This window comes from Streptomyces sp. NPDC008086, assembly GCF_042957325.1.
In the GTDB taxonomy this organism is placed as follows: domain Bacteria; phylum Actinomycetota; class Actinomycetes; order Streptomycetales; family Streptomycetaceae; genus Streptomyces.
Window position 1 is genome coordinate 193,836 of record NZ_JBIBIA010000009.1, and the last position, 24,096, is coordinate 217,931.

At 71.9% G+C, this 24,096-nt stretch carries 22 protein-coding genes; 5 read left to right on the forward strand and 17 right to left on the reverse strand.

Annotated elements, in window-relative coordinates; translation table 11 throughout:
- The first annotated feature begins 153 nt into the window (after positions 1 to 153).
- Positions 154 to 1,548, forward strand: coding sequence for a protein kinase (locus ACFZBP_RS30875; protein ID WP_391418273.1), 1,395 nt, complete (start codon positions 154 to 156; stop codon positions 1,546 to 1,548).
- A gap of 23 nt (positions 1,549 to 1,571) precedes the next feature.
- Here ACFZBP_RS30875 and ACFZBP_RS30880 read toward each other — a convergent pair whose 3' ends face one another.
- The 10 genes from ACFZBP_RS30880 to ACFZBP_RS30925 form a co-directional block, all read right to left on the reverse strand.
- Positions 1,572 to 1,964, reverse strand: coding sequence for an NUDIX domain-containing protein (locus ACFZBP_RS30880; RefSeq protein WP_383459165.1), 393 nt, complete (start codon positions 1,962 to 1,964; stop codon positions 1,572 to 1,574).
- 9 nt (positions 1,965 to 1,973) lie between these two features.
- Positions 1,974 to 2,792, reverse strand: coding sequence for a TrmH family RNA methyltransferase (locus ACFZBP_RS30885; RefSeq protein WP_383459169.1), 819 nt, complete (start codon positions 2,790 to 2,792; stop codon positions 1,974 to 1,976).
- Between the two features lie 63 nt (positions 2,793 to 2,855).
- The gene (gene cobA / locus ACFZBP_RS30890) at positions 2,856 to 4,088 is read right to left on the reverse strand and encodes a uroporphyrinogen-III C-methyltransferase (protein WP_383459172.1); all 1,233 of its coding nucleotides are present in this window, start codon (positions 4,086 to 4,088) and stop codon (positions 2,856 to 2,858) included.
- Positions 4,089 to 4,229: 141 nt separating this feature from the next.
- Positions 4,230 to 8,174, reverse strand: coding sequence for a nicotinate-nucleotide--dimethylbenzimidazole phosphoribosyltransferase (gene cobT, locus ACFZBP_RS30895; RefSeq protein WP_391417821.1), 3,945 nt, complete (start codon positions 8,172 to 8,174; stop codon positions 4,230 to 4,232).
- Positions 8,175 to 8,542: 368 nt separating this feature from the next.
- Positions 8,543 to 9,754, reverse strand: a complete 1,212-nt coding sequence (cbiE, locus tag ACFZBP_RS30900) for a precorrin-6y C5,15-methyltransferase (decarboxylating) subunit CbiE (protein ID WP_383459176.1) — start codon at positions 9,752 to 9,754, stop codon at positions 8,543 to 8,545.
- Between the two features lie 112 nt (positions 9,755 to 9,866).
- The gene (locus tag ACFZBP_RS30905) at positions 9,867 to 10,505 is read right to left on the reverse strand and encodes a GNAT family N-acetyltransferase (protein ID WP_391417823.1); all 639 of its coding nucleotides are present in this window, start codon (positions 10,503 to 10,505) and stop codon (positions 9,867 to 9,869) included.
- A gap of 137 nt (positions 10,506 to 10,642) precedes the next feature.
- The gene (locus tag ACFZBP_RS30910) at positions 10,643 to 11,476 is read right to left on the reverse strand and encodes a MetQ/NlpA family ABC transporter substrate-binding protein (RefSeq protein WP_391417825.1); all 834 of its coding nucleotides are present in this window, start codon (positions 11,474 to 11,476) and stop codon (positions 10,643 to 10,645) included.
- 68 nt (positions 11,477 to 11,544) lie between these two features.
- The gene (locus ACFZBP_RS30915; protein WP_383459183.1) at positions 11,545 to 12,270 is read right to left on the reverse strand and encodes a methionine ABC transporter permease; all 726 of its coding nucleotides are present in this window, start codon (positions 12,268 to 12,270) and stop codon (positions 11,545 to 11,547) included.
- Positions 12,267 to 13,304, reverse strand: a complete 1,038-nt coding sequence (locus ACFZBP_RS30920; protein WP_391417828.1) for an ATP-binding cassette domain-containing protein — start codon at positions 13,302 to 13,304, stop codon at positions 12,267 to 12,269. The genes ACFZBP_RS30915 and ACFZBP_RS30920 overlap by 4 nt, the downstream gene beginning before the upstream one ends.
- 385 nt (positions 13,305 to 13,689) lie before the next feature.
- Positions 13,690 to 14,337 (reverse strand): HAD-IA family hydrolase, encoded by a 648-nt coding sequence (locus tag ACFZBP_RS30925; RefSeq protein WP_391417830.1) that lies wholly within the window; start codon positions 14,335 to 14,337, stop codon positions 13,690 to 13,692.
- A gap of 65 nt (positions 14,338 to 14,402) precedes the next feature.
- Between ACFZBP_RS30925 and ACFZBP_RS30930 the strand changes: the two genes are divergently transcribed.
- The 3 genes from ACFZBP_RS30930 to ACFZBP_RS30940 are packed head-to-tail and all read left to right on the forward strand — an operon-like array spanning position 14,403 to position 15,554.
- Positions 14,403 to 14,720 (forward strand): hypothetical protein, encoded by a 318-nt coding sequence (locus ACFZBP_RS30930; protein ID WP_391417832.1) that lies wholly within the window; start codon positions 14,403 to 14,405, stop codon positions 14,718 to 14,720.
- Positions 14,721 to 14,770: 50 nt separating this feature from the next.
- Complete coding sequence (locus ACFZBP_RS30935; protein ID WP_391417834.1) at positions 14,771 to 15,130, forward strand: hypothetical protein; 360 nt, start codon at positions 14,771 to 14,773, stop codon at positions 15,128 to 15,130.
- Positions 15,111 to 15,554, forward strand: a complete 444-nt coding sequence (locus tag ACFZBP_RS30940; RefSeq protein ID WP_383459197.1) for a hypothetical protein — start codon at positions 15,111 to 15,113, stop codon at positions 15,552 to 15,554. Before ACFZBP_RS30935 ends, ACFZBP_RS30940 begins: the two co-directional genes overlap by 20 nt.
- A 63-nt stretch (positions 15,555 to 15,617) precedes the next feature.
- On the opposite strand, the gene ACFZBP_RS30945 is transcribed toward ACFZBP_RS30940, so the two are convergent.
- From ACFZBP_RS30945 to ACFZBP_RS30955, 3 genes are all read right to left on the reverse strand, one after another.
- The gene (locus ACFZBP_RS30945) at positions 15,618 to 16,115 is read right to left on the reverse strand and encodes a GNAT family N-acetyltransferase (RefSeq protein WP_383459285.1); all 498 of its coding nucleotides are present in this window, start codon (positions 16,113 to 16,115) and stop codon (positions 15,618 to 15,620) included.
- Between the two features lie 45 nt (positions 16,116 to 16,160).
- Positions 16,161 to 16,670, reverse strand: coding sequence for a sigma-70 family RNA polymerase sigma factor (locus ACFZBP_RS30950; protein WP_391417836.1), 510 nt, complete (start codon positions 16,668 to 16,670; stop codon positions 16,161 to 16,163).
- A gap of 74 nt (positions 16,671 to 16,744) precedes the next feature.
- Positions 16,745 to 17,914: a glycerophosphodiester phosphodiesterase family protein gene (locus ACFZBP_RS30955; RefSeq protein WP_391417838.1), complete on the reverse strand. Its 1,170-nt coding sequence runs from the start codon at positions 17,912 to 17,914 to the stop codon at positions 16,745 to 16,747.
- Positions 17,915 to 18,449: 535 nt separating this feature from the next.
- Between ACFZBP_RS30955 and ACFZBP_RS30960 the strand changes: the two genes are divergently transcribed.
- Complete coding sequence (locus tag ACFZBP_RS30960; RefSeq protein ID WP_391418279.1) at positions 18,450 to 19,124, forward strand: 1-acyl-sn-glycerol-3-phosphate acyltransferase; 675 nt, start codon at positions 18,450 to 18,452, stop codon at positions 19,122 to 19,124.
- A 182-nt stretch (positions 19,125 to 19,306) separates the two neighbouring features.
- Here the strand turns inward: ACFZBP_RS30960 and ACFZBP_RS30965 are convergent, their stop codons facing one another.
- The 4 genes from ACFZBP_RS30965 to argH all read right to left on the reverse strand — a co-directional run bounded on the left by ACFZBP_RS30965 (position 19,307) and on the right by argH (position 24,051).
- Positions 19,307 to 20,851, reverse strand: coding sequence for an MFS transporter (locus ACFZBP_RS30965; RefSeq protein ID WP_383459207.1), 1,545 nt, complete (start codon positions 20,849 to 20,851; stop codon positions 19,307 to 19,309).
- Positions 20,848 to 21,399, reverse strand: coding sequence for a TetR family transcriptional regulator (locus ACFZBP_RS30970; protein ID WP_391417841.1), 552 nt, complete (start codon positions 21,397 to 21,399; stop codon positions 20,848 to 20,850). Before ACFZBP_RS30970 ends, ACFZBP_RS30965 begins: the two co-directional genes overlap by 4 nt.
- Positions 21,400 to 21,495: 96 nt before the next feature.
- Entirely contained in the window at positions 21,496 to 22,467 is a 972-nt protein-coding gene (locus ACFZBP_RS30975; RefSeq protein WP_391417843.1) for an aldo/keto reductase, read from the reverse strand.
- Between the two features lie 153 nt (positions 22,468 to 22,620).
- Positions 22,621 to 24,051 carry an argininosuccinate lyase gene (gene argH, locus ACFZBP_RS30980; RefSeq protein ID WP_391417845.1) on the reverse strand — a complete coding sequence of 477 codons (1,431 nt, stop codon included), beginning with the start codon at positions 24,049 to 24,051 and terminating at the stop codon, positions 22,621 to 22,623.
- Between the last annotated feature and the right edge of the window lie 45 nt (positions 24,052 to 24,096).

Sequence of the window (24,096 nt, forward strand, 5' to 3'; positions counted from 1 at the left end):
ACACCGAAGTAGCCCTGCTCGCCAGCCCCCTGACCACCCTTCAAGTCTCCCACCCACCACTGACAATCCATCGCCCCGAGAGGGCGCGGCCTCTGCGCACGGCGGCCCGTGGAAACGTAAGCTGTGGCTCGTCACACGGACCGGGCAGCGGGGATGAACATGGCGATGATGCGCCTGAGGCGCGAGGACCCGCGCGTCGTCGGCTCGTTCAGGCTTCACAGACGGCTCGGCGCGGGCGGTATGGGCGTCGTCTACCTGGGCTCCGACAAGAAGGGGCAGCGGGTCGCGCTCAAGGTGATCCGGCCCGACCTGGCGGAGGATCAGGAGTTCCGGTCGCGGTTCGCGCGTGAGGTCTCGGCGGCCCGGCGGATTCGCGGGGGCTGTACGGCACGGCTGGTGGCCGCGGATCTGGAGGCGGAGCGCCCCTGGTTCGCCACGCAGTACGTGCCCGGCCCGTCCCTGCACGACAAGGTCGCGGACGAGGGCCCGCTCGGCGCGGCGGAGGTCGCCGCCGTGGGTGCCGCCCTGTCGGAGGGGCTGGTCGCCGTCCACGAGGCCGGGGTCGTGCACCGGGATCTCAAGCCGTCCAACATCCTCCTCTCCCCCAAGGGCCCGCGGATCATCGACTTCGGTATCGCCTGGGCGACGGGGGCCTCGACGCTCACGCACGTCGGTACGGCCGTCGGCTCGCCCGGCTTCCTCGCCCCGGAGCAGGTGCGCGGCGCCGCCGTCACCCCGGCCACGGACGTCTTCTCGCTCGGCGCCACGCTGGCCTACGCCTCGATGGGTGACTCTCCCTTCGGGCACGGCAGTTCCGAGGTGATGCTGTACCGCGTCGTGCACGAGGAGGCGCAGCTCCACGGCGTACCGGACGCGCTGGCTCCGCTGGTGCGGGCCTGTCTGGCGAAGGACCCGGAGGAACGGCCCAGCACGCTTCAGCTGTCGCTGCGCCTCAAGGAGATCGCGGCCCGGGAGGCGCAGGGACTGGGGGACGTACGCCCGCCCGCGCCGCGTTCGGCCGAGGCGGACCGTCTGACCGGGCGGCTCGCCGACACCTACCCGGAGCCGCAGCGCGCCCAGCGTCGTCCGCAGGGCACTCCCCCTCCGCGCGGCGCCGCGCCACCGCGCGGTCACGGCGCGCCCCGGGGTCCCGGCCCCGCGCGCGACGGGGTTCCTCCGGCACGGGGCGGCAATGCGGCGAACAGCGGTACGGCCGCCTCCCGGTCCGGGACCCGGTCGACGCCCGCCTCCCGCAACAGCCCGCGTGCGGGCAACGGCGGCCGGCCGGTGCAGCGCAACGGCGGCGGTCGTCCGGCACAGCGCAACACGAGCACCGGTCGCCGTCCCGCCAACCCGCAGTTGCTGCGCCAGCGGCTGTTCGTGTTCGTCGTGGTGACGCTGCTGGTGGCGCTGGGCATCGCGGCGGCGCAGGGCTGTCAGGGGCCGCAGCGCGGTCTCGGCGGCGACGGAGACGTCGTACGGCCACAGCACGAGCAGGTGGATCCGGGCTCCGAGTCGTACGACTCGACGTTCGAGATCTCGGATTAGGCGGCGTCCCGGCCCGACGGACGTCAGAGGCCGGGCAGGATCCGTTCGAAGAACTCGCGGTCGCCGTCGAAGACCGGGTCCAGGGACAGGAACTCCGCCGGGGTGACCCAGCGGGCCTCGCCGACCTCGTCGGGGTCGGGGACCACGTCACCGGTGCCGGCGTTCGCCGTCCACCAGTGGAGGCGGAAGGTGCCGTCGTCCGTCTCGGACTCCCAGACCTTCGCCAGGGGGACCACGGTGAGACCGACCTCCTCGCGGGCCTCCCGGACGACGGCCTCGCGTTGGCTCTCCCCCGGCTCGATCCTGCCGCTGACCGGCTGCCAGTAGCCGGGGCGTGCGACGGCGGGGCCGCGTCGGACGGCGAGCAGGCGGTCGGCGCGGAGCAGGACCGCGACGATCGCCTGGCGCTGCGCCATTGACACGACCTAGAGGTCGGGGCGGCCGGTGGCCACGGCGTAGAAGGCGACCGCGGCGGCGGCGCCGACGTTGAGGGAGTCGACGCCGTGGGCCATCGGGATGCGGACCCATTCGTCGGCGGCCACCAGGGCCTGGGTGGACAGGCCGTCGCCCTCGGCGCCGAGCATCAGGGCGACCCGGTCCATCCGGTGCGGGGCGGTCTCGTCGAGGGTCTTGGCCTTCTCGTCGGGGGTGAGCGCGAGGAGCGTGAAGCCGGCTTCGCGGACCGATTCGAGGCCCTTGGGCCAGGTGTCGAGCCGTGCGTAGGGCACGGAGAAGACCGCGCCCATGGAGACCTTGACGCTGCGGCGGTACAGGGGGTCGGCGCAGTCCGGGGAGAGCAGGACCGCGTCCATGCCGAGGGCGGCGGCGGAGCGGAAGATGGCGCCGATGTTGGTGTGGTCGTTGACCGACTCCATGACGACCACCCGGCGCGCGGTCCGCAGCAGTTCGGTGGCCGTCGGGAGTGGCTTGCGCTGCATGGAGGCGAGCGCGCCGCGGTGCACGTGGTAGCCGGTGACCTGCTCGGCGAGGTCCGGGCTGACCGCGTACACCGGGGCGGGGAGTTCGTCCATGACGTCGCGCATGACGTCGACCCACTTGGCGGAGAGCAGCATCGAGCGCATCTCGTAGCCGGCTTCCTTCGCCCGTCTGATGACCTTCTCGCCCTCGGCGATGAACAGGCCCTCGGCCGGTTCGCGCTTGCGGCGCAGTTCGACGTCGGTCAGGCCCGTGTAGTCACGCAGGCGCGGGTCGGTGGGGTCATCGACGGTGATGAGATCGGCCACAGGGTGATACTGCCTTGTCCTGGGTGCGGTGCCAACGGTTGGAACGGATTGTGTTACCCGCGGTTACGCGGAGGGGTTCGGGCCTACGTTCACGACCTCGCCGATGACGATGACCGCCGGCGGCTTCACCTCGTGGGCGAGCACCGCCTCGCCCGCCGTCGCGAGGGTCGCGTCCACCCGGCGCTGGGCGGCCGTGGTGCCCTCCTGGATCAGGGCCAGGGGCGTGTCCGGGGACTTGCCGTGGGCGATGAGGGTCTCGGCGACCTTCGCGATGGTGGCGACGCCCATGAGGATGACCAGGGTGCCGGTCAGCTTGGCGAGGGACGGCCAGTCGACCAGGGAGCGCTCGTCGTCCGGCGCGATGTGACCGCTGACCACCGTGAACTCGTGCGCGACACCCCGGTGGGTGACCGGGATACCGGCGGCGCCCGGCACCGAGATGGAGCTGGAGATGCCGGGCACGACCGTGCACGCGATGCCGGCCTCGGCCAGCGCCTGGACCTCCTCCATGCCGCGCCCGTAGACGAAGGGGTCGCCGCCCTTGAGGCGTACGACGGACTTGCCCTGCTTGGCGTGCTCGATCAGCGCGTTGTTGATGGCCTCCTGGGCCATGAACCGGCCGTAGGGCAGCTTCGCGGCGTCGATGACCTCGACGTTCGGCGGCAGTTCGGTGAGCAGGTCGCGCGGGCCCAGATGGTCGGTGATGACCACGTCGGCCGCGGCGAGCAGCCGGCGGCCGCGCACGGTGATCAGGTCCGGGTCGCCGGGGCCGCCGCCGACCAGCGCCACTCCCGGCGTACGGGTGCGGTGGTGCGGGGCGACCAGGGTGCCGTCGCGCAGGCCCTCGACGACCGCGTCGCGGATGGCGGCGGTGTGCCGGGGGTCGCGGCCCTTGGCGTCGGTGGTGAGGACGGCGACCGTGACGCCCTCGCTGTGGCCGGTCGCCGGGGTCCAGGCGGTGGCCTCGTCGGCGTCGTCGGAGCGGACGCACCACACGCGGTTGCGTTCGGCCTCGGCGGAGGCGCGGGTGTTCGCGTCGTGGTCGCTGGTGGCGATGAGGGCGTACCAGATGTCGGTGAGGTCGCCGTCCGCGTAGGGGCGCCGCTCCCAGGTGAGCTCTCCGGCGTCCGCCATGGCTTCGACCGACGGGGTCACCTCGGGCGAGACGAGCGTGATGTCGGCGCCCGCTGCGATGAGTGCCGGAAGACGGCGCTGGGCGACCTCGCCGCCACCGAGGACGACGACTCGGCGACCGGTGAGGCGGAGGCCCACGGGGTAGGCGGGGTGTTCGGCCATGAGGCTGCGGCTCCTCGTGCTGGCGGTGCGATGGGTGCTACGGCGCTGGAGCAGCCCTGACGTGCGGATTTTAGACGTGGGCTCAGCGTACGGCGGGGCCGGGGGACGCGCAGGAACGCCTACCCCCGGCCCGGCCCTGACTCACTTCTCGGTGACGCCCGCGGAGTCGAACGTCGCGACCTCGTGCATCGCCCTGGCCGTGCTCTGCACCAGAGGCAGCGCGAGCAGAGCTCCCGTGCCCTCGCCGAGGCGGAGGTCGAGGTCGACCAGGGGGCGCAGGCCCAGCTTGTTCAGGGCGGCGACGTGGCCGGGCTCGGCGCTGCGGTGGCCCGCGATGCAGGCGGCCAGGACCTCGGGGGCGATGGCGCGGGCCACCAGGGCGGCCGCACCGGCGCTGACGCCGTCCAGGATCACCGGCGTGCGCAGTGACGCGCCGCCCAGCAGCAGGCCGACCATCGCGGCGTGTTCGAAGCCGCCGATCGCCGCCAGGACGCCGATGGGGTCGGCCGGGTCGGGCTGGTGGACCTCGATGGCGCGGCGGACGACCTCGGTCTTGCGGGCCAGGGTCTCGTCGTTGATGCCGGTGCCCCGGCCCGTCACGTCGGCCGGGTCGGTGTCCGTAAAGACCGAGATCAGGGCCGCCGAGGCGGTCGTGTTGGCGATGCCCATCTCGCCCGTCAGCAGCGCCTTGTTGCCGGCCGCCACCAGGTCTCGGGCCGTCTCGATGCCGACCTCGATGGCCTGCTTGGCCTCCTCGCGGGTCATCGCGGGGCCGGTCGTCATGTCGGAGGTGCCCGCGCGGACCTTGCGGGGCAGCAGGCCGGGGGTGGCGGGCAGGTCGGCGGCCACGCCGACGTCCACCACGCACACCTCGGCGCCGACCTGACCGGCGAAGGCGTTGCAGACCGCACCGCCGCCGAGGAAGTTGGCGACCATCTGGGCCGTCACCTCCTGCGGCCAGGGGGTGACGCCCTGGGCGTGCACGCCGTGGTCGCCGGCGAAGATCGCGACGGCGGCGGGCTCCGGGATCGGCGGCGGGCACTGGCGGGACAGGCCGGAGAGCTGCGCGGAGATGATCTCCAGCATGCCGAGCGCGCCGGCCGGCTTCGTCATCCGCTTCTGCCGCTCCCAGGCCTCGCCGAGCGCCTTGGCGTCCAGCGGGCGGATCTGGGCGACGGTCTCGGCGAGCAGGTCGTGCGGCTCCTCACCGGGCAGGGCACGACGGCCGTACGTCTCCTCGTGCACGACCCACGACAGCGGGCGGCGCTTGGACCAGCCGGCCTGCATCAGCTCGGGCTCGTCCGGGAACTCGTCGACGTACCCGACGCACAGGTAGGCGATGACCTCCAGGTGCTCGGGCAGGCCCAGCGTGCGGACCATCTCGCGCTCGTCGAAGAAGCTGACCCAGCCGACGCCGAGGCCCTCGGCGCGGGCGGCGAGCCAGAGGTTCTCCACGGCGAGTGCCGCGGAGTACGGGGCCATCTGCGGCTGGGTGTGCCGGCCGAGGGTGTGGCGGCCGCCGCGGGTGGGGTCGGCGGTGACGACGATGTTCACCGGGGTGTCGAGGATGGCCTCGATCTTCAGTTCCTTGAACTGCTTCGCCCGGCCCTTGGGCAGCGACTTGGCGTACGCGTCGCGCTGACGCATCGCCAGCTCGTGCATGGTGTGCCGGGTGTCCGCTGAGCGGATGACGACGAAGTCCCAGGGCTGCGAGTGCCCCACGGAGGGCGCGGTGTGGGCGGCCTCCAGGACGCGGAGCAGCACCTCGTGCGGGATGGGGTCGCTGCGGAAGCCGTTGCGGATGTCGCGGCGCTCGCGCATGACCTTGAGGACGGCCTCGCGTTCGGCGTCGTCGTAGGCGGGCGCGGCCGGGCCGGTGGACTGTCGTACCTCTTCCACTGCCGCGGTGCTCTCTTCTTCCGGGGCTGCCGGGACCTGCGGGTCTTCCTGGTCGGCGGCCCGGGTCTCCAGGTCCTCCGCGTGCTGTACGAGGCCGGGGTCGCCCTCGCGGTGTGCGGGGACCGTGGCGACGGCGGCCGGTGCCTCCTCCGCCGGGAGGACGATCGGCTGCGGCGGCGTCGGGGCGAGGTGCGGGGTGGTCGGCACCGAACCCTCGACCGGGACGAACTGTCCCAACGGCTGCTCGGGCGCCCCCTCCTGGGGGGCCTCGGCCTCGGCGGACTCCGCGGGCTCGACGGCCGGTTGGGCCGGGTCCTGGAGAACCTGCACGGGCTGGGCGACCGGGGTCTGGAGCTGCGGGCCCGCGGGCTCGGCGACGAACGGCTCGGGGTTCTCGGCCGGGATCGGTCGCTCGTCGGCTGGGTCCTGTACGAGCGGGTTCGCGGCGGCGAGTGGCTGGACCGGCGCGGGCGACTCGGCGGTGACGTCCGGGGCCTGCGGGAACTCGGCGGCGGGCTCCGCGGCGGGCGCTTCCGCCTCGGGGAGGGGGGCGCTCTCGGCCGCCACCTGCTCCTCGACGCCGGGGTCGTCCGTCGGGGCGGCGTGCTCGCCCGACTGCTGCGGCTGCGCGAGTTCCGGATCGGCGGCGGCCTCGGGGGCCTGCGGCTCCTCGACGGGCTGCGCGACCGGAACGGCGGCCTCGCTCTCCGGCTGGGCGGGCTGCTCGGCGTCCTGGGGCTGTGGGGCCGGTTCTGGGGTTACGACGGCGGGGGCGGCGCCGGCGGCTTCGGCAGGGGCGGCGACCGCGTCGGTGGGCTGCTCGGTGGGCGCGAGGTGCTCCGGCTCGGGGGCCGGTGCGGCCTCGGGCTCGGGAGCGGCGTCGACCTGTGCCACGTCGGATGCGGGCGGGAGGGGGGCGGCGGCCTCCGGGGTCGGCTGGGGGGCGTCAGCCGACGTGGGGGCCTCGGGGGCCTGCGCGGCCTCCGGGAACTCGGGGGCCTCGGGCGCCTGCGGGGCCTCGGTCGCGGACGGCTCGGCCTCCTCGGGCTCCTCGGGCTCGGCAGCGTCGGGAACCTGGACGGCTTCGGGGGCGGGGACCGGGGCGTCAGGCGCCTGCACTGCCTCAGGGGCAGGGGCGTCGGCGGTCGCGTCGGCTTCGGCGGCGGGCTCCTCGGGGAGCTGCGCGGCCTCCGGCGCGGCCTCGGGCGCGGGGTCGGCCTCGGGGGCAGCGGGCTGCGCGGCCTCCGGCGCGGGGACCTCGAGGACCTGGCCGATCTCGGCCTCAGCCTCGGCCGCGGCCTCGGGCGCCTGGGGCGTCTCGGGAAGCGGCCCCGCCTCGGCAACGGCGTCGGGAACCGAAGCAGCGGCTTCAGGTACGGAACCCTCGGGAGCCACCTGGGGCGCCTGAGCCGCCTCGGCCTCCTCTGCCACCTCGACGGCCTCGACCATCTCTACCGCCTCGGCCACCGGCGCTTCGGGTCCCGCCGCAACCTCACCGGCGTCCGCGACAGGCACAGCAGCGGGCGCCTCGTCGCCCTGGGCGGCGCCAGCCACCCGGGACACCACCGCCTGCGCCACACCCGGCTGTCCGGTCGGAACAACCGTTTCGGCAGCCGTACCCTCGGCGCTCACCTGGACCGGAGCCGGAGCCTGGACCTGGACGGCGGCCGGGGCGGGGGCGCCCCAGGGGGCCGCCGGCTGTGGGGCCGCCGCCTCCTGGGGCTGCGGGACGTCGAGGTACTCGGGGCCGGCCGGGGCCTGGCCGGGCTGGCGTACGGGCGCACCGACGGCGCCGCGGTCGGCGAGCGAGCGGACCGGGCTGGCGGAGGCGTCGGGAATGGGCGGGCCGAGGTGCAGGGGGCGGCGCGGGGTGATGGGCGGGATCGGCGTCGAGGGGGCCGACGGGCCGGGCAGCCGTACGGCGCTGAGGTCGACCGAGCCACTGTCGCGGCCGGAGATCTCGTGCGCGTCCGGCTCGTGCACGGCCTCGACGACCGGCTCCGGCGCGGGCGGGGCCACCTCGTTGCCCCAGGCGCCCTGGGAGCCGGGGAGCAGCAGGTCTTCGTCCTCGGCGGTGGTCTCGGAGAGGTAGGTGTACGAACCGTGCGCCGCGGGGGCGCCCGGCTGCTCCACCATGCCTGCGCTCTCCGGCAGTCCCTCGCCCGGGACCTGGCCGGTGTCGGTCATGCGTACCCCTCGCCCATCGGTTAGTGCTTCTACGACCAGCTCACCGGGGACGGCGCACCGACCGCCCCCGCAGTGAAGAACGAGCGTGCGTGCCCAGCGGCACGAACGACCCGTCCCAAAAAGGCGACAAAGCCATTGAGTGGCATTGTCGTGGCCGTTCGGCCGTCGCGACAGGTTGATCCGCGACAGGCCGCTGTGGACTGCGCCACGTTGCGCGTCCTCCGGTTTCGCCGTACCACACCCACCCCAAACGGGGCGTGTTTTTCCGGACATTGACCGACGAAGTGCCGGGCGACCGAGTGCGGTACAACGATCGGCCAGCCTACCGCGCGCGGTACGACAACAGGATCACGGGGACGGGTTCGCGGTCACGCCGTGCGGTCGGGCAGTACCCCGCTGAGCAGGAACGCGACGCTGCGCTCGCGCTCCGTCCAAGCCCGCGTGTCGAGTTCGACGGACTGCAGGAGGGAGCACTCGACGTCGTAGCCGCGTGCGGTGAGGTCGCGTCCGACGATCTCGGCGGCGTCACGGGTCGCGGCATGGGTGACGATGCGCTGCGGACGCCGGTCGACGACGGCGGAGACCACGGCCGCTCCTCCGCCGCCGATGCGTACGACGTCCGGTTCGGGGAGGTTCTCCAGCGCGTGCGGGGCGGCGCCGTGGACGATCTGCAGCTGGACCCCGAAGGCGCGCGCGTTGGCCTCGGTGCGGGTGCAGGCCTGTGGGTCGCGGTCGACGGCGATGACGGCGGCGCCGGCCCGGGCGGCCTCGACGGAGAAGGCGCCGCTGCCGCAGCCGATGTCCCACACGAGGTCGCCGACGCGCGGGCCCAGCCGGGTGAGTTGGGCGGCGCGCAGCGGTTCCAGTTCGCCTTCGCCCATGAGGCCGCCGTAGGACTCGGCGGGCAGGGTCCAGCCGCGGGGGCCGGCGGCCGGGTCGCGTCCGGCGATCCAGTCGCCCGACTCGCGTGCGGCGGCGGTGCCGCCGATGACGATGACGACGTTCGGATCGCGCCAGGTGTGGTCGGCGGCCTTGTCGGAGGTGACGACGGTGACCTGCTCGCGGTCGCTGCCCAGCGCCTCGCAGATGACGAAGGTGCGGTGGACGCCTTCCAGCAGCAGTCCGAGTTCGGCGGGGCCTGCGCCCGGTGAGGTGAGGACGGCGACCTTGGTGTGGGCGCGGCACACGTTCACCGCGCGTCGCAGGGTGCGACGGTGTGCGACGACCACCTGTGCGTCGTCCCAGGGCATGCCGGCACGGGCGAAGGCCGCGGCGACCGAGGAGACGGCGGGGACGACCTCGACCTCCAGGCCGAACTCGGGTGCTCGCAGGGTGCGTACGACTCCGAAGAAGCCGGGGTCGCCGTCGGCGAGGACCACGGCTGTGCCTCGGTGGCCGGCGATCCGGCGGGCGGCGAGGGCGACGCTGCCGAGGCGGATGCGCTCGGCGCCGGGCGGTACCTCGGGGAGCGCCAGGTGATGGGCGGCACCGGCCACGAGCGTGGCGGCGCCGAGAGCGGAGCGTGCCGCGGCGGTCAGCGGTGAGCCGTCCCAGCCGATCACCGTGACGCGGTCGGCCATCGTCTCAGTCTCCTGGTTCGCGCAGGTCGTCTTGGGTCAGCCCATGGGGCGGGCTCCGTGAGAGTACCCGTTCGGCGGGGCGGCGCCGCCGGTGGCGGGGGTCCGGTTCCCGTCAGTTCCACTCGCCGAACGAGGTGAAGCCGCCGGTGTCGGCCAGTTGCTCGCCGGCGCCCTCGAGGTCCTCCGGGAGCAGGCTCCACACGATGTAGTCGGTGCGCACGTCGGTCCAGGTACCGTCCTCGGCCCGCACCCGCGCTATGCACGCGTTGCGCAGCACGCCCTCGCTGATACAGCCGATCTTCTGGGCGACCTGCTGGGAGGCGGTGTTGTCGGCGGCGGTGCGCAGCTCGATGCGTTCGAACTTCTGGTCGCCGAGGAGCCACTGGGCGGTGGCGAGCGCCGCCTCGGAGGCGTACCCCTCGCCGCGTGCCCAGGGGGCGATGATGTACGACATCTCGGTGGACCGCACATGCCAGTTGGTCCTGGCGAGCTGGACGATGCCGACGAGTCGCTGGGTGAGGAACTCGGTGACGGCGAGGTCGATGCCGCGACCGGCCCGCCGCTCGCCGGGGGCGTACTCGGTGATCCAGGTGCGGGCCTGGTCTTCGGTGTAGGGCTGGGGTACGGCGGTCCAGGCGCCGACCTGCTCGTCGTTCATCATCTCGGCCAGCGCGGGCACGTCGTCCTCGTCGAGGGGACGCAGCACCAACCGCTCCGTGCTGATGGAGATGTTGGGGAAGGTGCCAGTCATGCGCCGCTCCGTAACCTTTGAAAATCCGTCAGGGCCTGCTGAACTGCCCAGCATGCAGCATGAAAGCACTGAACCGCACCACGGGGTCCACACCCGGTGAAGGTGTGGACCCCGTGCGTGGCGATACGCCGTATACGTCAGAAGGCGGCGACGACCGCGCCGTCGTACTTGTCCTCGATGAACTTCTTCACCTCGGGCGAGGTGAGCAGCTTCGCGAGCTTCTGCACGCGCGGGTCGTCCTCGTTGCCCTTCTTCACGGCGAGGAAGTTGCCGTACGGATTGTCCTTGGGCGACTCGGCGGCGATGGCGTCCTTCGCCGGGCTGAGGTCGGCCTCCAGGGCGTAGTTGCCGTTGATGACGGCGGCGTCGACGTCACCGAGGGAGCGCGGCAGCTGGGCGGCCTCGAGCTCCTTGAAGTTCAGGTTCTTCGGGTTGGAGGCGATGTCCTTCGGGGTCGCCTCGTAGCCGACGCCCGCCTTGAGCTTGATCACGCCGTTGGCCTCGAGCAGCTTCAGCGCGCGGGCCTCGTTGGTGGTGTCGTTGGGCAGGGCGACGGTGGCGCCCTTCTTCAGGTCCGTCAGCTTCTTGACGCCCTGGGAGTACACGGCGAGCGGCTCCAGGTGCACCGTGGCGTTCGGCACGGCGACGATGTCGGTGCCGTTCTTCTTGTTGAAGTCGTCCAGGTACGGCTGGTGCTGGAAGTAGTTGGCGTCGACCCCACCCTGCTGGACGGCCGTGTTGGGCGTCACGTAGTCGGTGAACTCCTTGACCTCGAGTTCGAGGCCGGCCTTCTTCGCGAGGTTGTCCTTGATGTAGGTGAGGATCTCGCCCTGCGGGGTGGGCGTGGCGGCGACCTTCAGCGGGGCGCTCGCGTCGGAGCCGGAGTCCTTGTCCGAGCCGCATGCGGAGAGCCCGAGGGTGAGGGCTCCGGCGGCGAGGACGGCAGTGGTGAACTTGGCGGTGTTACGCACGAAAAGTGCCTTTCCTTATGGTGGTGCAACCCCGTGCTGGTGTTACGGGGAGATCTGGGGGCGGGCGCCTAGACGGTCTTGGTCGTCGCCGTGGACGCCTTCAGCAGCCGTAGCCTCGGCCCGGGGCCCGAGTGGCCGCCGCGGCGGTGCAGGGAGCGGGCCGCGTAGTCGCCGGCGAACTGGATGAGGGAGATGACGACGGCGAGGATCGCGACCGTCAGCCACATCAGTTCGGTCTCGAAGCGCTGGTAGCCGTAGCGGATGGCGATGTCGCCGAGGCCGCCGGCGCCGACCGTGCCGGCCATGGCGGAGTAGCCGATGAGGGCGACGATCGTGGTGGTGGTGCTGGCGATGAGGGACGGCAGTGACTCGGGTACGAGGACCTTGCGGACGACGGTCCAGGTGTTGCCGCCCATCGACTGCACGGCCTCCACGAGTCCGCCGTCCACTTCGCGGACAGCCGTCTCGACGAGGCGTGCGAAGAACGGGATCGCGCCGATCGCGAGCGGCACGATCGCGGCCTCGCGGCCGATGGTCGTGCCGGTGACCCAGCGCGTGAAGCTCATCAGCGCGACCATCAGGATGATGAACGGCATCGACCGGGCGACGTTCACGATCTGCCCGATGACCTTGTTGGCGAGGACGTTCTGGAGCAGGCCGCCCCGGTCGGTGAGGACGAGCAGGATGCCGAGCGGGAGGCCGCCGACGACGGCGATGAGGGTGGACCAGCCGACCATGTACAGGGTGTCCCAACACGCCTGCTCCAGCAGGGGCTGCATCTCGGACCAGGTCACAGCTGGGCACCTTCCTTGAGCAGCACGGGCTCCTGGCCCAGTACGTCGATCTGGAGTCCCTGTTCGCGCAGGAAGCCGATCGGCACGACGTTGTCCTCGTAGCGGCCGGGCAGTTCGATGCGCATCCGGCCGACCTGGAGGCCGCCGACGGTGTCGATGGCGGCGCCGAGGATCGAGATGTCGATGTTGTAGGTGCGCGAGAGCTGGGAGATGACCGGCTGGGTGGCGGCCTCGCCCTGGAAGGTCACGTCGACGACCGTGCGGTCGTCGGCGGAGGCCTCGCCGCCGACCGGGAAGAGGGCGGAGGCCAGCTCGGAACCGGGGGTCGCGAGGAGTTCGCTGACCGTGCCGGACTCGACGACGCGGCCGTTCTCCATGAGCGCGGCGGAGTCGCAGATCGACTTCACGACGTCCATCTCGTGGGTGATGAGCAGGACGGTCAGGCCCAGCTGCCGGTTCAGGTCGCGCAGCAGTTGGAGGATGGAGCGGGTGGTCTCCGGGTCGAGGGCGCTGGTGGCCTCGTCGGAGAGCAGCACCTTGGGGTCGCCGGCCAGGGCGCGGGCGATGCCGACGCGCTGCTTCTGGCCGCCGGAGAGCTGGGCGGGATAGGCCTTGGCCTTGTCGGCGAGGCCGACGAGGTCGAGCAGTTCGAGTGCCTTGCGGGACCGCTCCTTGCCGGACTTGCCGAGGATCTCCAGCGGCAGCTCGACGTTGTCCTGGACGGTCCGGGAGGACAGCAGGTTGAAGTGCTGGAAGACCATGCCGATACGGCTGCGCGCCTGGCGGAGTTCCTTGCCGGCCCGGGGTCCCCGCCCCGCGAGGGCGGTGAGGTCCTGTCCGGCGACGGTCACCGTGCCGGCGGTGGGGCGCTCCAGCAGGTTGACGCAGCGGATGAGGGAGGACTTGCCGGCGCCGGACTGGCCGATGACGCCGTAGACCTCGCCTTCGCGGACGTGGAGATCGACGCCGTCGAGGGCGGTGACCTCACGGCCGCGTGAGCGGTAGACCTTGGTCAGGCCCGTGGTGGTGATCACTGGGGTTTCCGTCACTGTCGAGTGCGCGGCACGTCGTGGGCGCCGGGCACGGGGCATTCATGGTCGGAGGCAGCCAGGACGCAGCACGGTTCTCCAGGGCGCGGTGCGGCCGGAGAGGAGGATCGTGTGCGCGGGGCGCGGCTCAGTCACCTACGCGGGGCGTATGGGCGGACTTGAGCGGGCTCTCGCTTCGGGGCGCGAGGCTCAGCGGTGGTGCGGGGGCCCTCTAGAAGGCGCACATTCGACACATACAACGAGCACCGGGCGTCAGGGTCGCCTCGGTCGCAAGGGTGCGGCTGCTCGTCGTGGTCATGCGATCAGTAAACCAGACCTACGGTCCTTACCGGCCGCCGCCGTCCACATACCGGACAGCGGCGGACAGCTCTCAGCCGCGTACGGAGATCTCGACACCGGCGTCGGTGACCAGGGCGGACAGGGCCGACAGGTCCGTCACCACCAGGTCGGCGTCGAGCTCATGGGCCTGGTGGGTTGTGGTGAACGCCACGGTGGTCATCCCGGCGGCGCGACCGGCCTGGAGCCCGGCGGGGGCGTCCTCGAAGACGACGCAGTGCGCCGGGTCGACGCCCAGCTGCCGGGCGGCGAGGAGGTAGGGCTCGGGGTCGGGCTTGCCGCGCGTGATGTCGTCGGCGGCGATCAGCGTCTTGGGCAGGATGCCGACCGCGCCGAGGCGGGCCTCGGCGAGGCGCCGGGTGGCGGAGGTGACGACGGCCCAGCGGTCGGCGGGCAGCGAGTCGAGGAAGTCCTTGGTGCCGGGCAGCAGGCGCACGCCGTCGTTCGGTACGTCCTCGACCTCCAGCGTCTCGATCCGCGCGAGGGCCTCCGGCACGACGTCGGCGGGCAGCAGCTCGGCGACTATCTCGGCGGCCGGACGCCCGTGCAGCTCGACCCGGCCGAACTCCTCCGTGATGCCGTACTCCTCGGCCCAGCGGGCCCAGCAGCGGTCCACGGAGTCGAGGGAGGAGACAAGGGTGCCGTCGTTGTCGAACAGGAGGGCGCGTGCGTGGATCGTCATGGTCTAGACCCTACGGGGCCGCCGCGGATTGCCGGATCCGCCCTCCGGCGTCGATCATGACCGGCATGAGACCAGAGGTACAGGCCTTTCTGGCCGCCGGACCGCTGCCCGACGAGGACGCCGAAGAGGACGAGATCGACCTGCGGGTGGCGCAGCTGGAGGCGATCACGGAACCGGTGACGGCCGACGAGGCCCGCGCGCTGGCCGGCTGTTTCGGGCCCGACGACTGCTACGGCGTGGCCTGGACGCTGCTTCATCTGATCGAGACGGGGCCGAACCCGGTGTTCACGGTGCGGCCCGCACCCGATGCCAACGCGTGGCAGCACAGGTTGTGGCAGCGGTGCGTGAACACCGGACTCGTCGCCGACGAGCTGCCCGCCTGACCGCCGGGGTCGGCGGCATCAGGTCTTTTGCGCCGTAATAGGCTCGCCGCATGTTTGATGCCCTGACGCTGGTGACCGGGGTCGCCGCGCTGTTGCTCGCCGCCTGGTGCGGCTGGGCGGCCTACCGTGACCAGCCGACGAAGGACTGGCACTTCATCGGGATGGCCGTGGTGACGGCACTGGCCCTGGTGCAGCTGGTGGTCGGGATCGTGCAGCTGGCGCGGGGCGAGAAGCCGGAGCAGGGCACGACGATCTTCGTGGCGTATCTGCTGGGGTCGTTCGCGTGCATTCCGGCCGCGGGTTTCATGTCGCTGGCCGAGCGCTCCAAGTGGGGTTCGGTGACGGTCGCCGCCGGCGGTGTGGTGCTGGCCGTGCTCGAGGTGCGGCTCTATGACATCTGGGGAGGCTGAGGTGGCCGTGACCGAGGGCAGGCCGACGCGGCTGATCAGCGGGCCCGGGATCCTGCTCGTGTGGCTGTACGGCGTGATGGTCGTCGGGGCCGTGTCCCGGTCGGCGTACCAGATCGCGACGGAGTTCGACCGGGCGCCGCTCGCCTACTCGCTGTCGGCGGTGGCGGGGCTCGTGTACGGGTTCATCACGTACTCGCTGGTGCGGGGTGGGGAGACGGCGCGCAGGGCGGCGTCGGTGTGCTGTGTCGCGGAGTTGCTGGGGGTGCTGACGGTCGGGACGTGGACGCTGGTCGAGCCGTCGGCGTTCCCCGATGCGACCGTGTGGTCGGACTTCGGGATGGGGTACCTGTTCATTCCGGTGCTCCTGCCGCTGTCCGCGCTCTACTGGCTGCGGAAGCGTGCGCCGCGCGGGGATGCCGCCTGAGGTGGTCAGGCGGCGTCCCCGCGCCCGTCGATACGGGCCCGCGCCCCTGAAGGGGCGCTGTCGTCACGCCGTCTTTGCGTACGTCCCCGCCAGCTTCTCCAGGACGACCATCGGGACGCCGTCCGCGCCCTTCGACGTGCCGACCGCCTCGTACCCCACCTTGCGGTAGAGGCGGAGGTTGCCCTCGCTGCGGTGGCCGGTCTCCAGGCGGAACCTCTTGGCGCCGCGCTGTTCGGTCAGGGCCGCTTCCGCCGCGCGCAGCAGCCTCGCACCGATGCCGTGGCCCTGGAGGCGGGGGTGGACGCAGAGCTTGCCGATGGCGGCCGAGCCGTCCTCGGTGACGCTGCCGCGGACCGATCCGACGACCTCCTCGCCGAGCCGCGCCACGAAGACACAGTCCCCGGCGACCTCGGCCCGGACCGAGTCCAGGGTTTGGACGAGGGGACCGATGCGGTAGTTGCCGTACAGCGCCGCTTCGCTCTGGAAGCACAGGTACTGCAACCTGAAGATCTGCTCCGCGTCCTGCTCGGTCGCCGCAGAGATGGTCACGCTCATGCCCATGTGCGCACGCCTCCCGCTCACCTGATCACCTGTCGTCCCCCACTCCTATCCCCGCGCTCCGCGGGCCGCAACCTCCGGTGTGAGCAATCGGCGCAGACATCCCAGGCATCTGGAACGTTCCGGGCCGAGACTCCCCTGTGAGATACCCAACTCCCCCGCGATTTCCCGGTATGTCGGGTCCCGCGGGGAGAGGAGCGCCTCGACGAGCCGGGGGCAGCGGCCGGGGAGTCGGCGGACCGCTTCGTGCAGGGCGCGGCGGCGGGCGGCCATGAGCGCGAGGTGTTCGGGGTCGTGCCGGTCGGTGTCGGCGGCGGGTTCGTGCTCGTACGGCCGTTCCCGTCGTGTCGTACGGCGGCTTCGGCGGGCCTCGGAGCGGACGGCGCGGCGCAGCCAGCTCGGCGGGTCCGGGGGCGGGCCGTCGGTGTCGAGGCGTTCCAGGAGGCGGAGCCAGACCGCCTGTTCCAGGTCGGCCGGCTCTGTTCCGCAGGCGTGGGCCTCGGCGGAGGCCTCCGCGAGGAGCAGCGGGCGCAGGGCGGCAACCAGGTCGTGCGTCATATGCGGCACGACGCGGCCGCCCGGGCAGGGGGTTGCCCGGGCGGCCGTCCGTCACCCCAACCGGGGCGTGGTGCTCAGCTGTTGACGAAGTCCTCGCGGGCCAGCAGACCGGTGTCGGGGTTGTCGGTGAAGACACCGTCGATGCCCGTCGCGAAGTACGTCCGGTAGGCGCCGAAGACGTCGCCGTAGGCGTCCGCGTCGGTGCCCTTGCGGAAGTTCGCGGGCAGGAAGGGGTTCTCGTTGCGCATCGTGTAGGGGTGGAGGATCAGGCCGACCTTGTGCGCGTCGCTCACCAGCGTGGTGGGGGTGGTGAGGTTGCCGCCCGCGTCCTTCGGGATGACCAGGTCCAGGGTGGGGCCGATGCCCTGGGCGTAGGAGGCGATCTCCCTGAGGCCGGCCGGCTTGATCAGGTCGGCGACCGTGCGCGGGTCGCCCGTCTCCACGAAGTCCCAGGGGCGGGAGGTCGCGCCGGAGAGCAGGACCACGAGCGGGTTGTCGACCAGCTTGTTCAGGCGCTGGATGCTGGTCGGCTCGAAGGACTGGAGGATGACCGGCGAGTTCCGCCGGTCGCGGCCGTACTTGCGCAGCACCTTGGCGACCCGCTCCTCCAGGGCGAGGCCCTGCTTGCGGAAGTAGGTGGGGTGCTTGAGTTCGGGGTAGATCCAGACCTGCTTGCCGCGCCTACGGGTCTGCTCGTCCTGCCAGCGCAGGACCTCCTCGAAGGTGGGGATCTCCCAGCGGCCGTCGTAGAGGGTGTTGTGCGGGCGGTTGGCCGGGATGCGCTCGGTGGCGCGCAGGGTCTTCAGCTCGGCGAGCGTGAAGTCCTCGGTGAACCAGCCGGTGGTGGAGACGCCGTCGAGGAGCTTCGTCTTCCTGCGGTCGGCGAACTCGGGGTGGGCGGCGACATCGGTCGTGCCGCCGATCTCCGGCTCGTGGCGGCAGACCAGATGGCCGTCCTTGGTGGGCACCAGGTCGCCCGCCTCGACGATGTCGGCGCCCATGTCGAGGGCCAGCTGGTACGAGCCGAGGGTGTGCTCGGGCCGGTAGCCGCTGGCGCCGCGGTGGCCGATGATCGTCGGCTTCGGCAGGCTCTTCACGCCACCACCACCGCCTCCGTGCCGGGTCTCCGCCGCCCTCGCCGTGCCGGAGAGCCCGAGGACCGCTCCGCCCGCGCCGAGTACGGCCGCGCCGAGAAGCATCCGCCGTCCGGTGACGCCCGTCTGCTCGTTCTCCTGGGTTCCCATGTGGGCCCTCCCTGACCGTCCGCTCATTCAGTGCGCGCCGATCGTAGGTGCGCGTGCGTGACGGATGGGAGACCTCCGGCGGAACTCGCGGGTGACGCTGAATGTCGTACGGGGAGGGTGAGGTGACGTTCCGTCGGAATGGGTGCGGGAGTGCGGGGAAGTCGTGCGCTGGGGGGTGTTTCGAAAGTCCCCGCGCGGTGCCCGCGGTGTCCGGTGCGTGCCCGGCGCGCCGGACGAAGGCCCTCGTACTGGACGTACTCGGGCCTTTGGCCGGTGCGGCGAGGATGCGTGGCGGGCGCCGTGGGTGCTGTGCGGGACTTTCGAAACACCCCCTTAGGCCCTCGGGGCGATGTCCGTCACATCGTGTCGGGCGGGTTACCGCCCGTCCACGCCGCGTCACCGCAGGTAAACCTGTGTCAACAGTGCGTAAGACCTCGGTGAAGTCGGCCCACCCGATGTGCGGGACCCCGGGAACCGCGAGTATCGTCCTCACCTGCACAGACTTATACCGAATCCCTTGACACCGGAGGGCCCGTTGTCCCGCTTCGCGCTCATCAAGGCAGTGCTCGGACCGATCATGCGCCTGATGTTCCGCCCACAGGTGGAGGGCGCGGAGCACATCCCGGGCGACGGTCCGGTCATCCTGGCCGGGAACCACCTCACGTTCATCGACTCGATGATCCTGCCGCTGGTCTGCGACCGTCAGGTCCTCTTCATCGGCAAGGACGAGTACGTCACCGGCAAGGGCCTCAAGGGCCGTCTGATGGCCTGGTTCTTCACCGGCGTCGGCATGATCCCGGTCGACCGGGACGGCGGCAAGGGCGGTGTCGCGGCGCTGATGACCGGCCGCCGCATCCTGGAGGAGGGCCGGGTCTTCGGTATCTACCCCGAGGGCACGCGTTCCCCCGACGGGCGGCTGTACCGGGGGCGCACCGGAATCGCGCGGCTCACCCTGATGACCGGCGCGCCGGTCGTCCCGTTCGCCATGATCGGCACGGACAAGATCCAGCCGGGCGGGGCGGGGATGCCCCGCCCGAGCAAGGTGACGGTGCGGTTCGGTGAGGCGATGGAGTTCTCTCGGTACGAGGGGATGGACCGCGACCGTTATGTCCTGCGGGCCGTGACCGACTCGGTGATGGCGGAGGTCATGCGCTTGTCGGGGCAGGAGTATGTGGACATGTACGCCACGAAGGCCAAGCAAGCGGCGTAGCTCCGCTGGTTGGGGCGGGGGGTCGTGGGGGTGCGGGTCGGGTGTCGGCCGCGGGTTCGTCGTGGCTGGTCGCGCAGTTCCCCGCGCCCCTTGGGTCCGACCGCCGGCTTTCCGGTGCCGGTGCGTTGTGGCTGGGCGCGCCCCACGCGGCGGAGCCGCAGATCGGTACAGCCCCGCGCCCCTCAGGCGCTGCCGCGGCCCTGAGGCCCGGTGTCCAACCGTTGGTTTCGTAGCATGAACCAGGCTGCCACTGCCGCTGCGAGCAGTACGGCTGCTCCCGCTCCTGCCGCCAGGGCGAGGCCGTCGATGAAGGCGGTTCGGGCCGCGTCCAGCATGGGCTCGGCCGTCTGCGTCGGCATACCCGCCGCTGCCTCCACCGCGCCGCCCAGGGACTCGTGGGCCTCGGGCGGGGTTCCGGCGGGGCCGGCGAAGTCGCGGTAGACGCCCGTCACGATGGAGCCGAGTACCGCGATGCCGAGGGCCGCGCCCAGTTCGTATGCCGTCTCCGACACCGCTGAGGCCGCGCCGGCCTGTTCCTTCGGTACGGAGGAGAGGATGACGTCGGAGGTGACGGTGAAGGAGAAGCCGGCGCCGACGCCGACCACCAGGAGGGCGGCGCCCAGCAGAGGGTAGCCCGTCGTGCGGTCGATGACCGTGAGCGCGGCCAGGGCGAGGCCGATCGCCGCGAGGCCGCCGGAGACGACGGCGCGAACCGAGTAGCGGCGGGCCACGCGGCCGGCGATCAGGCCGGCCACGACCGCGCCGATCGCGGCGGGCAGTTCGGCGAGGCCCGCCTCCAACGGCCCCCTGCCCTGCACGAGTTGCAGGAACTGGGAGAGGAAGAAGACCAGGCCGGACAGGCCGAGGATGGTCAGCAGGTCGGCCAGCACCGCGCCGCTGAAGCCACGGTGCCGGAAGAGCCGCATGTCCAGCAGCGGGGACGGCAGCGTGAGCTGGCGGCGCACGAAGGCGTAGAGCGCGGCCCCGCCGGCCAGGCCCGCGGCGAGCGTGGTCCAGGTGAAGCCGTGAGCGGCCGCTTCCTTGACGGCGTACACGACACCGATCATGCCGACGAGGGACAGGGCGACGCTGGTCGTGTCCCAGGGGCCGGGGCTCGGGTTGCGCGACTCGGGCAGCAGCTTGATGCCGACGAGGACGAGGACGACCATCACGGGCAGGTTGATCAGGAAGACCGAGCCCCACCAGAAGTGTTCGAGCAGGAAGCCACCGGCGATCGGGCCGACGGCGGTACCTGCGGAAGCGGTCGCGCCCCAGATGCCGATGGCGAGGCTGCGTTCGCGCGGGTCGTGGAAGAGGTTGCGGATCAGGGCGAGGGTCGCCGGCATCAGGGTCGCGCCCGCGACACCGAGCAGCGCCCGGGCGACGATCATCATCTCCGGGGTCGTCGCGTAGGCGTTGAGGACGGATATCGCGCCGAACGCCGTGGCGCCGACGAGCAGGATCCGCTTGCGGCCTATGCGGTCGCCGAGGCTGCCCATCGAGACGAGCAGACCGGCGATGACGAAGGAGTAGACGTCGCCGATCCAGAGGAGCTGGGTGCCGGAGGGCTTCAGGTCCTCGCTGATATAGGGGGTCGCGAGACCGAGGACGGTCGCGTCGACGGCCACCAGCAGCACGGCGAGCACGAGGACGGACAGCGCGAGCCAACGGCCCGGGCGCTTGGTCACCGCCTCGGTCGTGGTCGCCGCCTGCACGGTGCTGGTCATGATGCCTCTCTCCGTAGTGCGCCGCCGAGCAGCAGCTCGACGATCATGTGGGTGAAGTCGTTGCGGGCGACCCGGCCCTCGGCGACGGCCCAGGCTCCTGAGCCGAGCAGGCCGTAGAGCGCCTCGGTGAGCCAGACCGGGCTGAGGTCGATACGGAACTCGCCGCTCTGCTGGCCACGCCGGAAGAGCGCGGCGATCCGTTCGTCGATGCGTGCCCAGCCCTCGTTCTGCTGCTCGCCCTCGAACAGTTGGTTCTCCGTGTACAGGAAGGCGAGCAGTCCGGCGGCCGGCTCGATCTCGCGGACCAGCCGGTGCACGGCGTCCCGCGCCGGCCCCTCGTCGAGACGGGCGGCCTGCAGTGCGGCCTCGCACTCGGCGATGCCGAGCGACTCCAGCGCCCGGACGAGCGCGTCCCGTCCGGCGAAGTGCCGGTGCAGGGTGGCGCGGCTGATCCCGGCGGCCTTGGCGACCTCGTCCATGGTCGCGGTGGATTTACGGGTCAGCAGGGCTGCGGCGGTGCGCAGCACGTGGTCACGATCGACGGCCATGAGACAAGAGTAGACCATGTGAGACGTCGATGTCTCATGCTGGGCATGCGTGACTCATGGCCGTCGATCGTCGGGTCTCCGGATCGGCGGGTCGTGTCAGTGCCAGGGCAGCTGCCCGCGCCGCTCCCAGTACGCGCCCGGCTCCTCGACCAGCGAGCCGAGCCGCTCCAGCTGGGACTCGTCGAGGTCCACGGCGGCGGCGTGCAGATTGGACACGAGCTGTACGGTCGTCGCGGCGCCGGAGAGGACCACGCCGGCCCAGGGTTGACGCAGGATCAGGGCGAGGGCGACGGCGTCGCAGCCGAGTTCCGTCTCCTCTGCCACGGCCTTCAGCGCGTCCGGCGCGTACGGGTCGGCGAGCCGCCCGTTGGCCATGCCCTCCTTGACGATCACGGTGAGCCCGGCGTCATGGGCCTCGGCCAGGGCGGGGGCGGCCGAGGTCTCCAGGGCGTTGTACGTCGACTGGACGGTACGGAAGAGGGGCTCGCCGTCGACGGTCACGGCGAGGGCGGCGCGGATCGCTGCCGCTTGGGCCGGGCCGCTGGTGGAGAAGCCGATCGTGAGGCCCTGGGCGGCGGCCTCGGCGAGCCTCGCGTGGAGGTCCTTGTCGGTGAGGGCGGGGCTGTCCGGGGTCACCGAGTGGATCTGGTAGAGGTCGAGGTGGTCGCCGAGAAGGGCGTCGGACTCGGCGCGCTGACGCTCGTAGGTCTGGAGGGTGTGGTCCTTGACCTCGTGCTTCTCGGCGTCGGTGGACCAGTCGGCGGTGTAGGTGTAGCCCCATTTGCTGCCTACGACGATGTCGTCGAACGCGGGGCGGGCGTTCAGCCACTCGGCGAGGAACTCCTCGGAGCGTCCGTAGGAGCGGGCCGCGTCGAAGTAGCGGACACCCTGGGCGTAGGCGGCGTCGAGGAGTTCGTGGGTGCGGGTGCGCAGCGCTTCGACGCTGCGGTTCTCTCCGAGGTCCTGGTCCCGGCCGAGGTTGATGTAGCCGGGGCGGCCGACTGCGGCGAGGCCGAGGCCGATATGGCAGGTGGGGGTCGTCGCTGTCGCCAGTCGGGCGAAGGGCATCGGGGGCTCCGTTCGGTCGGCTCCGGTACGGCTTCCGACCAACGTAACCCGGGATGACCTTCGCCCTTGAGCTCGGGTTGTGCGGTGTTCCGGCGGGTGCGGGAACGTCGTGGCGTGTCGCGCGGTTCCCCGCGCCCCTTCACGGCGTTGCCGTCAGCCCTTCTTGGCAGCCGCCCACTCGTGCTGCGCCGCCACATCCGCCTTCAGCTCTGCCAGCTGCACCGCGACCGCGCTGGGGGCCGTACCACCCCGGCCGCTGCGGGAGGCCAGAGCACCCGGCACGTTCAGCACCGAGCGCACCTCCGGCGTGAGATGGGCGGAGATCTTGGCGAACTGTTCGTCCGTCAGCTCGTCCAGTTCCTTGCCCTGCGCCTCGGCGACCTTGACGCACTCGCCGGCGACCTCGTGGGCGACGCGGAAGGGGACGCCCTGCTTGACGAGCCACTCGGCGATGTCGGTGGCGAGGGAGAAGCCGGCCGGGGCCAGTTCCTCCATGCGCTCACGGTTGACGGTGAGGGTGGCCATCATGCCGGTGAAGGCGGGGAGCAGGACCTCCAGCTGGTCGCAGGAGTCGAAGACCGGCTCCTTGTCCTCCTGGAGGTCGCGGTTGTAGGCGAGGGGCAGGGCCTTGAGCGTGGCCATGAGGCCCGTCAGGTTGCCGATCAGGCGGCCGGACTTCCCGCGCGCGAGTTCCGCGATGTCGGGGTTCTTCTTCTGCGGCATGATCGACGAGCCCGTGGAGAACGCGTCGTGCAGGGTCACGAAGGAGAACTCCTTCGTGTTCCAGATGATGATCTCCTCGGCGATCCGGGAGAGGTTCACGCCGATCATCGCGGTGATGAAGGCGAACTCGGCGACGAAGTCACGGGAGGCCGTGCCGTCGATCGAGTTGGCGGCCGACCCGTGCTCGAAGCCGAGGTCCTTCGCCACCGCCTCCGGGTCAAGGCCGAGGCTGCTGCCCGCGAGGGCGCCGGAGCCGTACGGCGACACCGCCGTGCGCTCGTCCCACTGGCGCAGCCGCTCCGCGTCCCGGGACAGGGACTGGACGTGGGCCAGGACGTGATGGGCGAAGAGCACCGGCTGGGCGTGCTGGAGGTGGGTGCGGCCCGGCATGGCCACGTCCGGGTGGGCCTCCGCGAGGCCGACCAGCGCGTCCTGGAGGTCGGCGATCAGGCCGCCGATGATGCGGGCGTGGTCCCGGAGGTACATCCGGAAGAGGGTCGCGACCTGGTCGTTGCGGGAACGGCCCGCGCGCAGCTTGCCGCCGAGGTCGGCGCCGAGGCGCTCCAGCAGGCCGCGCTCCAGGGCGGTGTGCACGTCCTCGTCGGCGATGGTGCCCACGAAGGAGCCGTCGGCGACATCCGCTTCGAGCTGGTCCAGTCCCGCGATCATCCGGGTCAGCTCGTCCTGCGTGAGCAGCCCCGCCTTGTGCAGCACGCGCGCGTGGGCGCGTGAACCGGCGATGTCGTACGGGGCCAGCCGCCAGTCGAAGTGGACCGATGCGGACAGCTTGGCCAGGGCCTCGGCGGGACCGTCGGCGAAACGGCCGCCCCAGAGCCGGACGTCACCGCTGTTGCTGCTCACTTGCTGCGCTCCTCGGGAGGGTCTGGATGTGGCACCGCCTCCCCG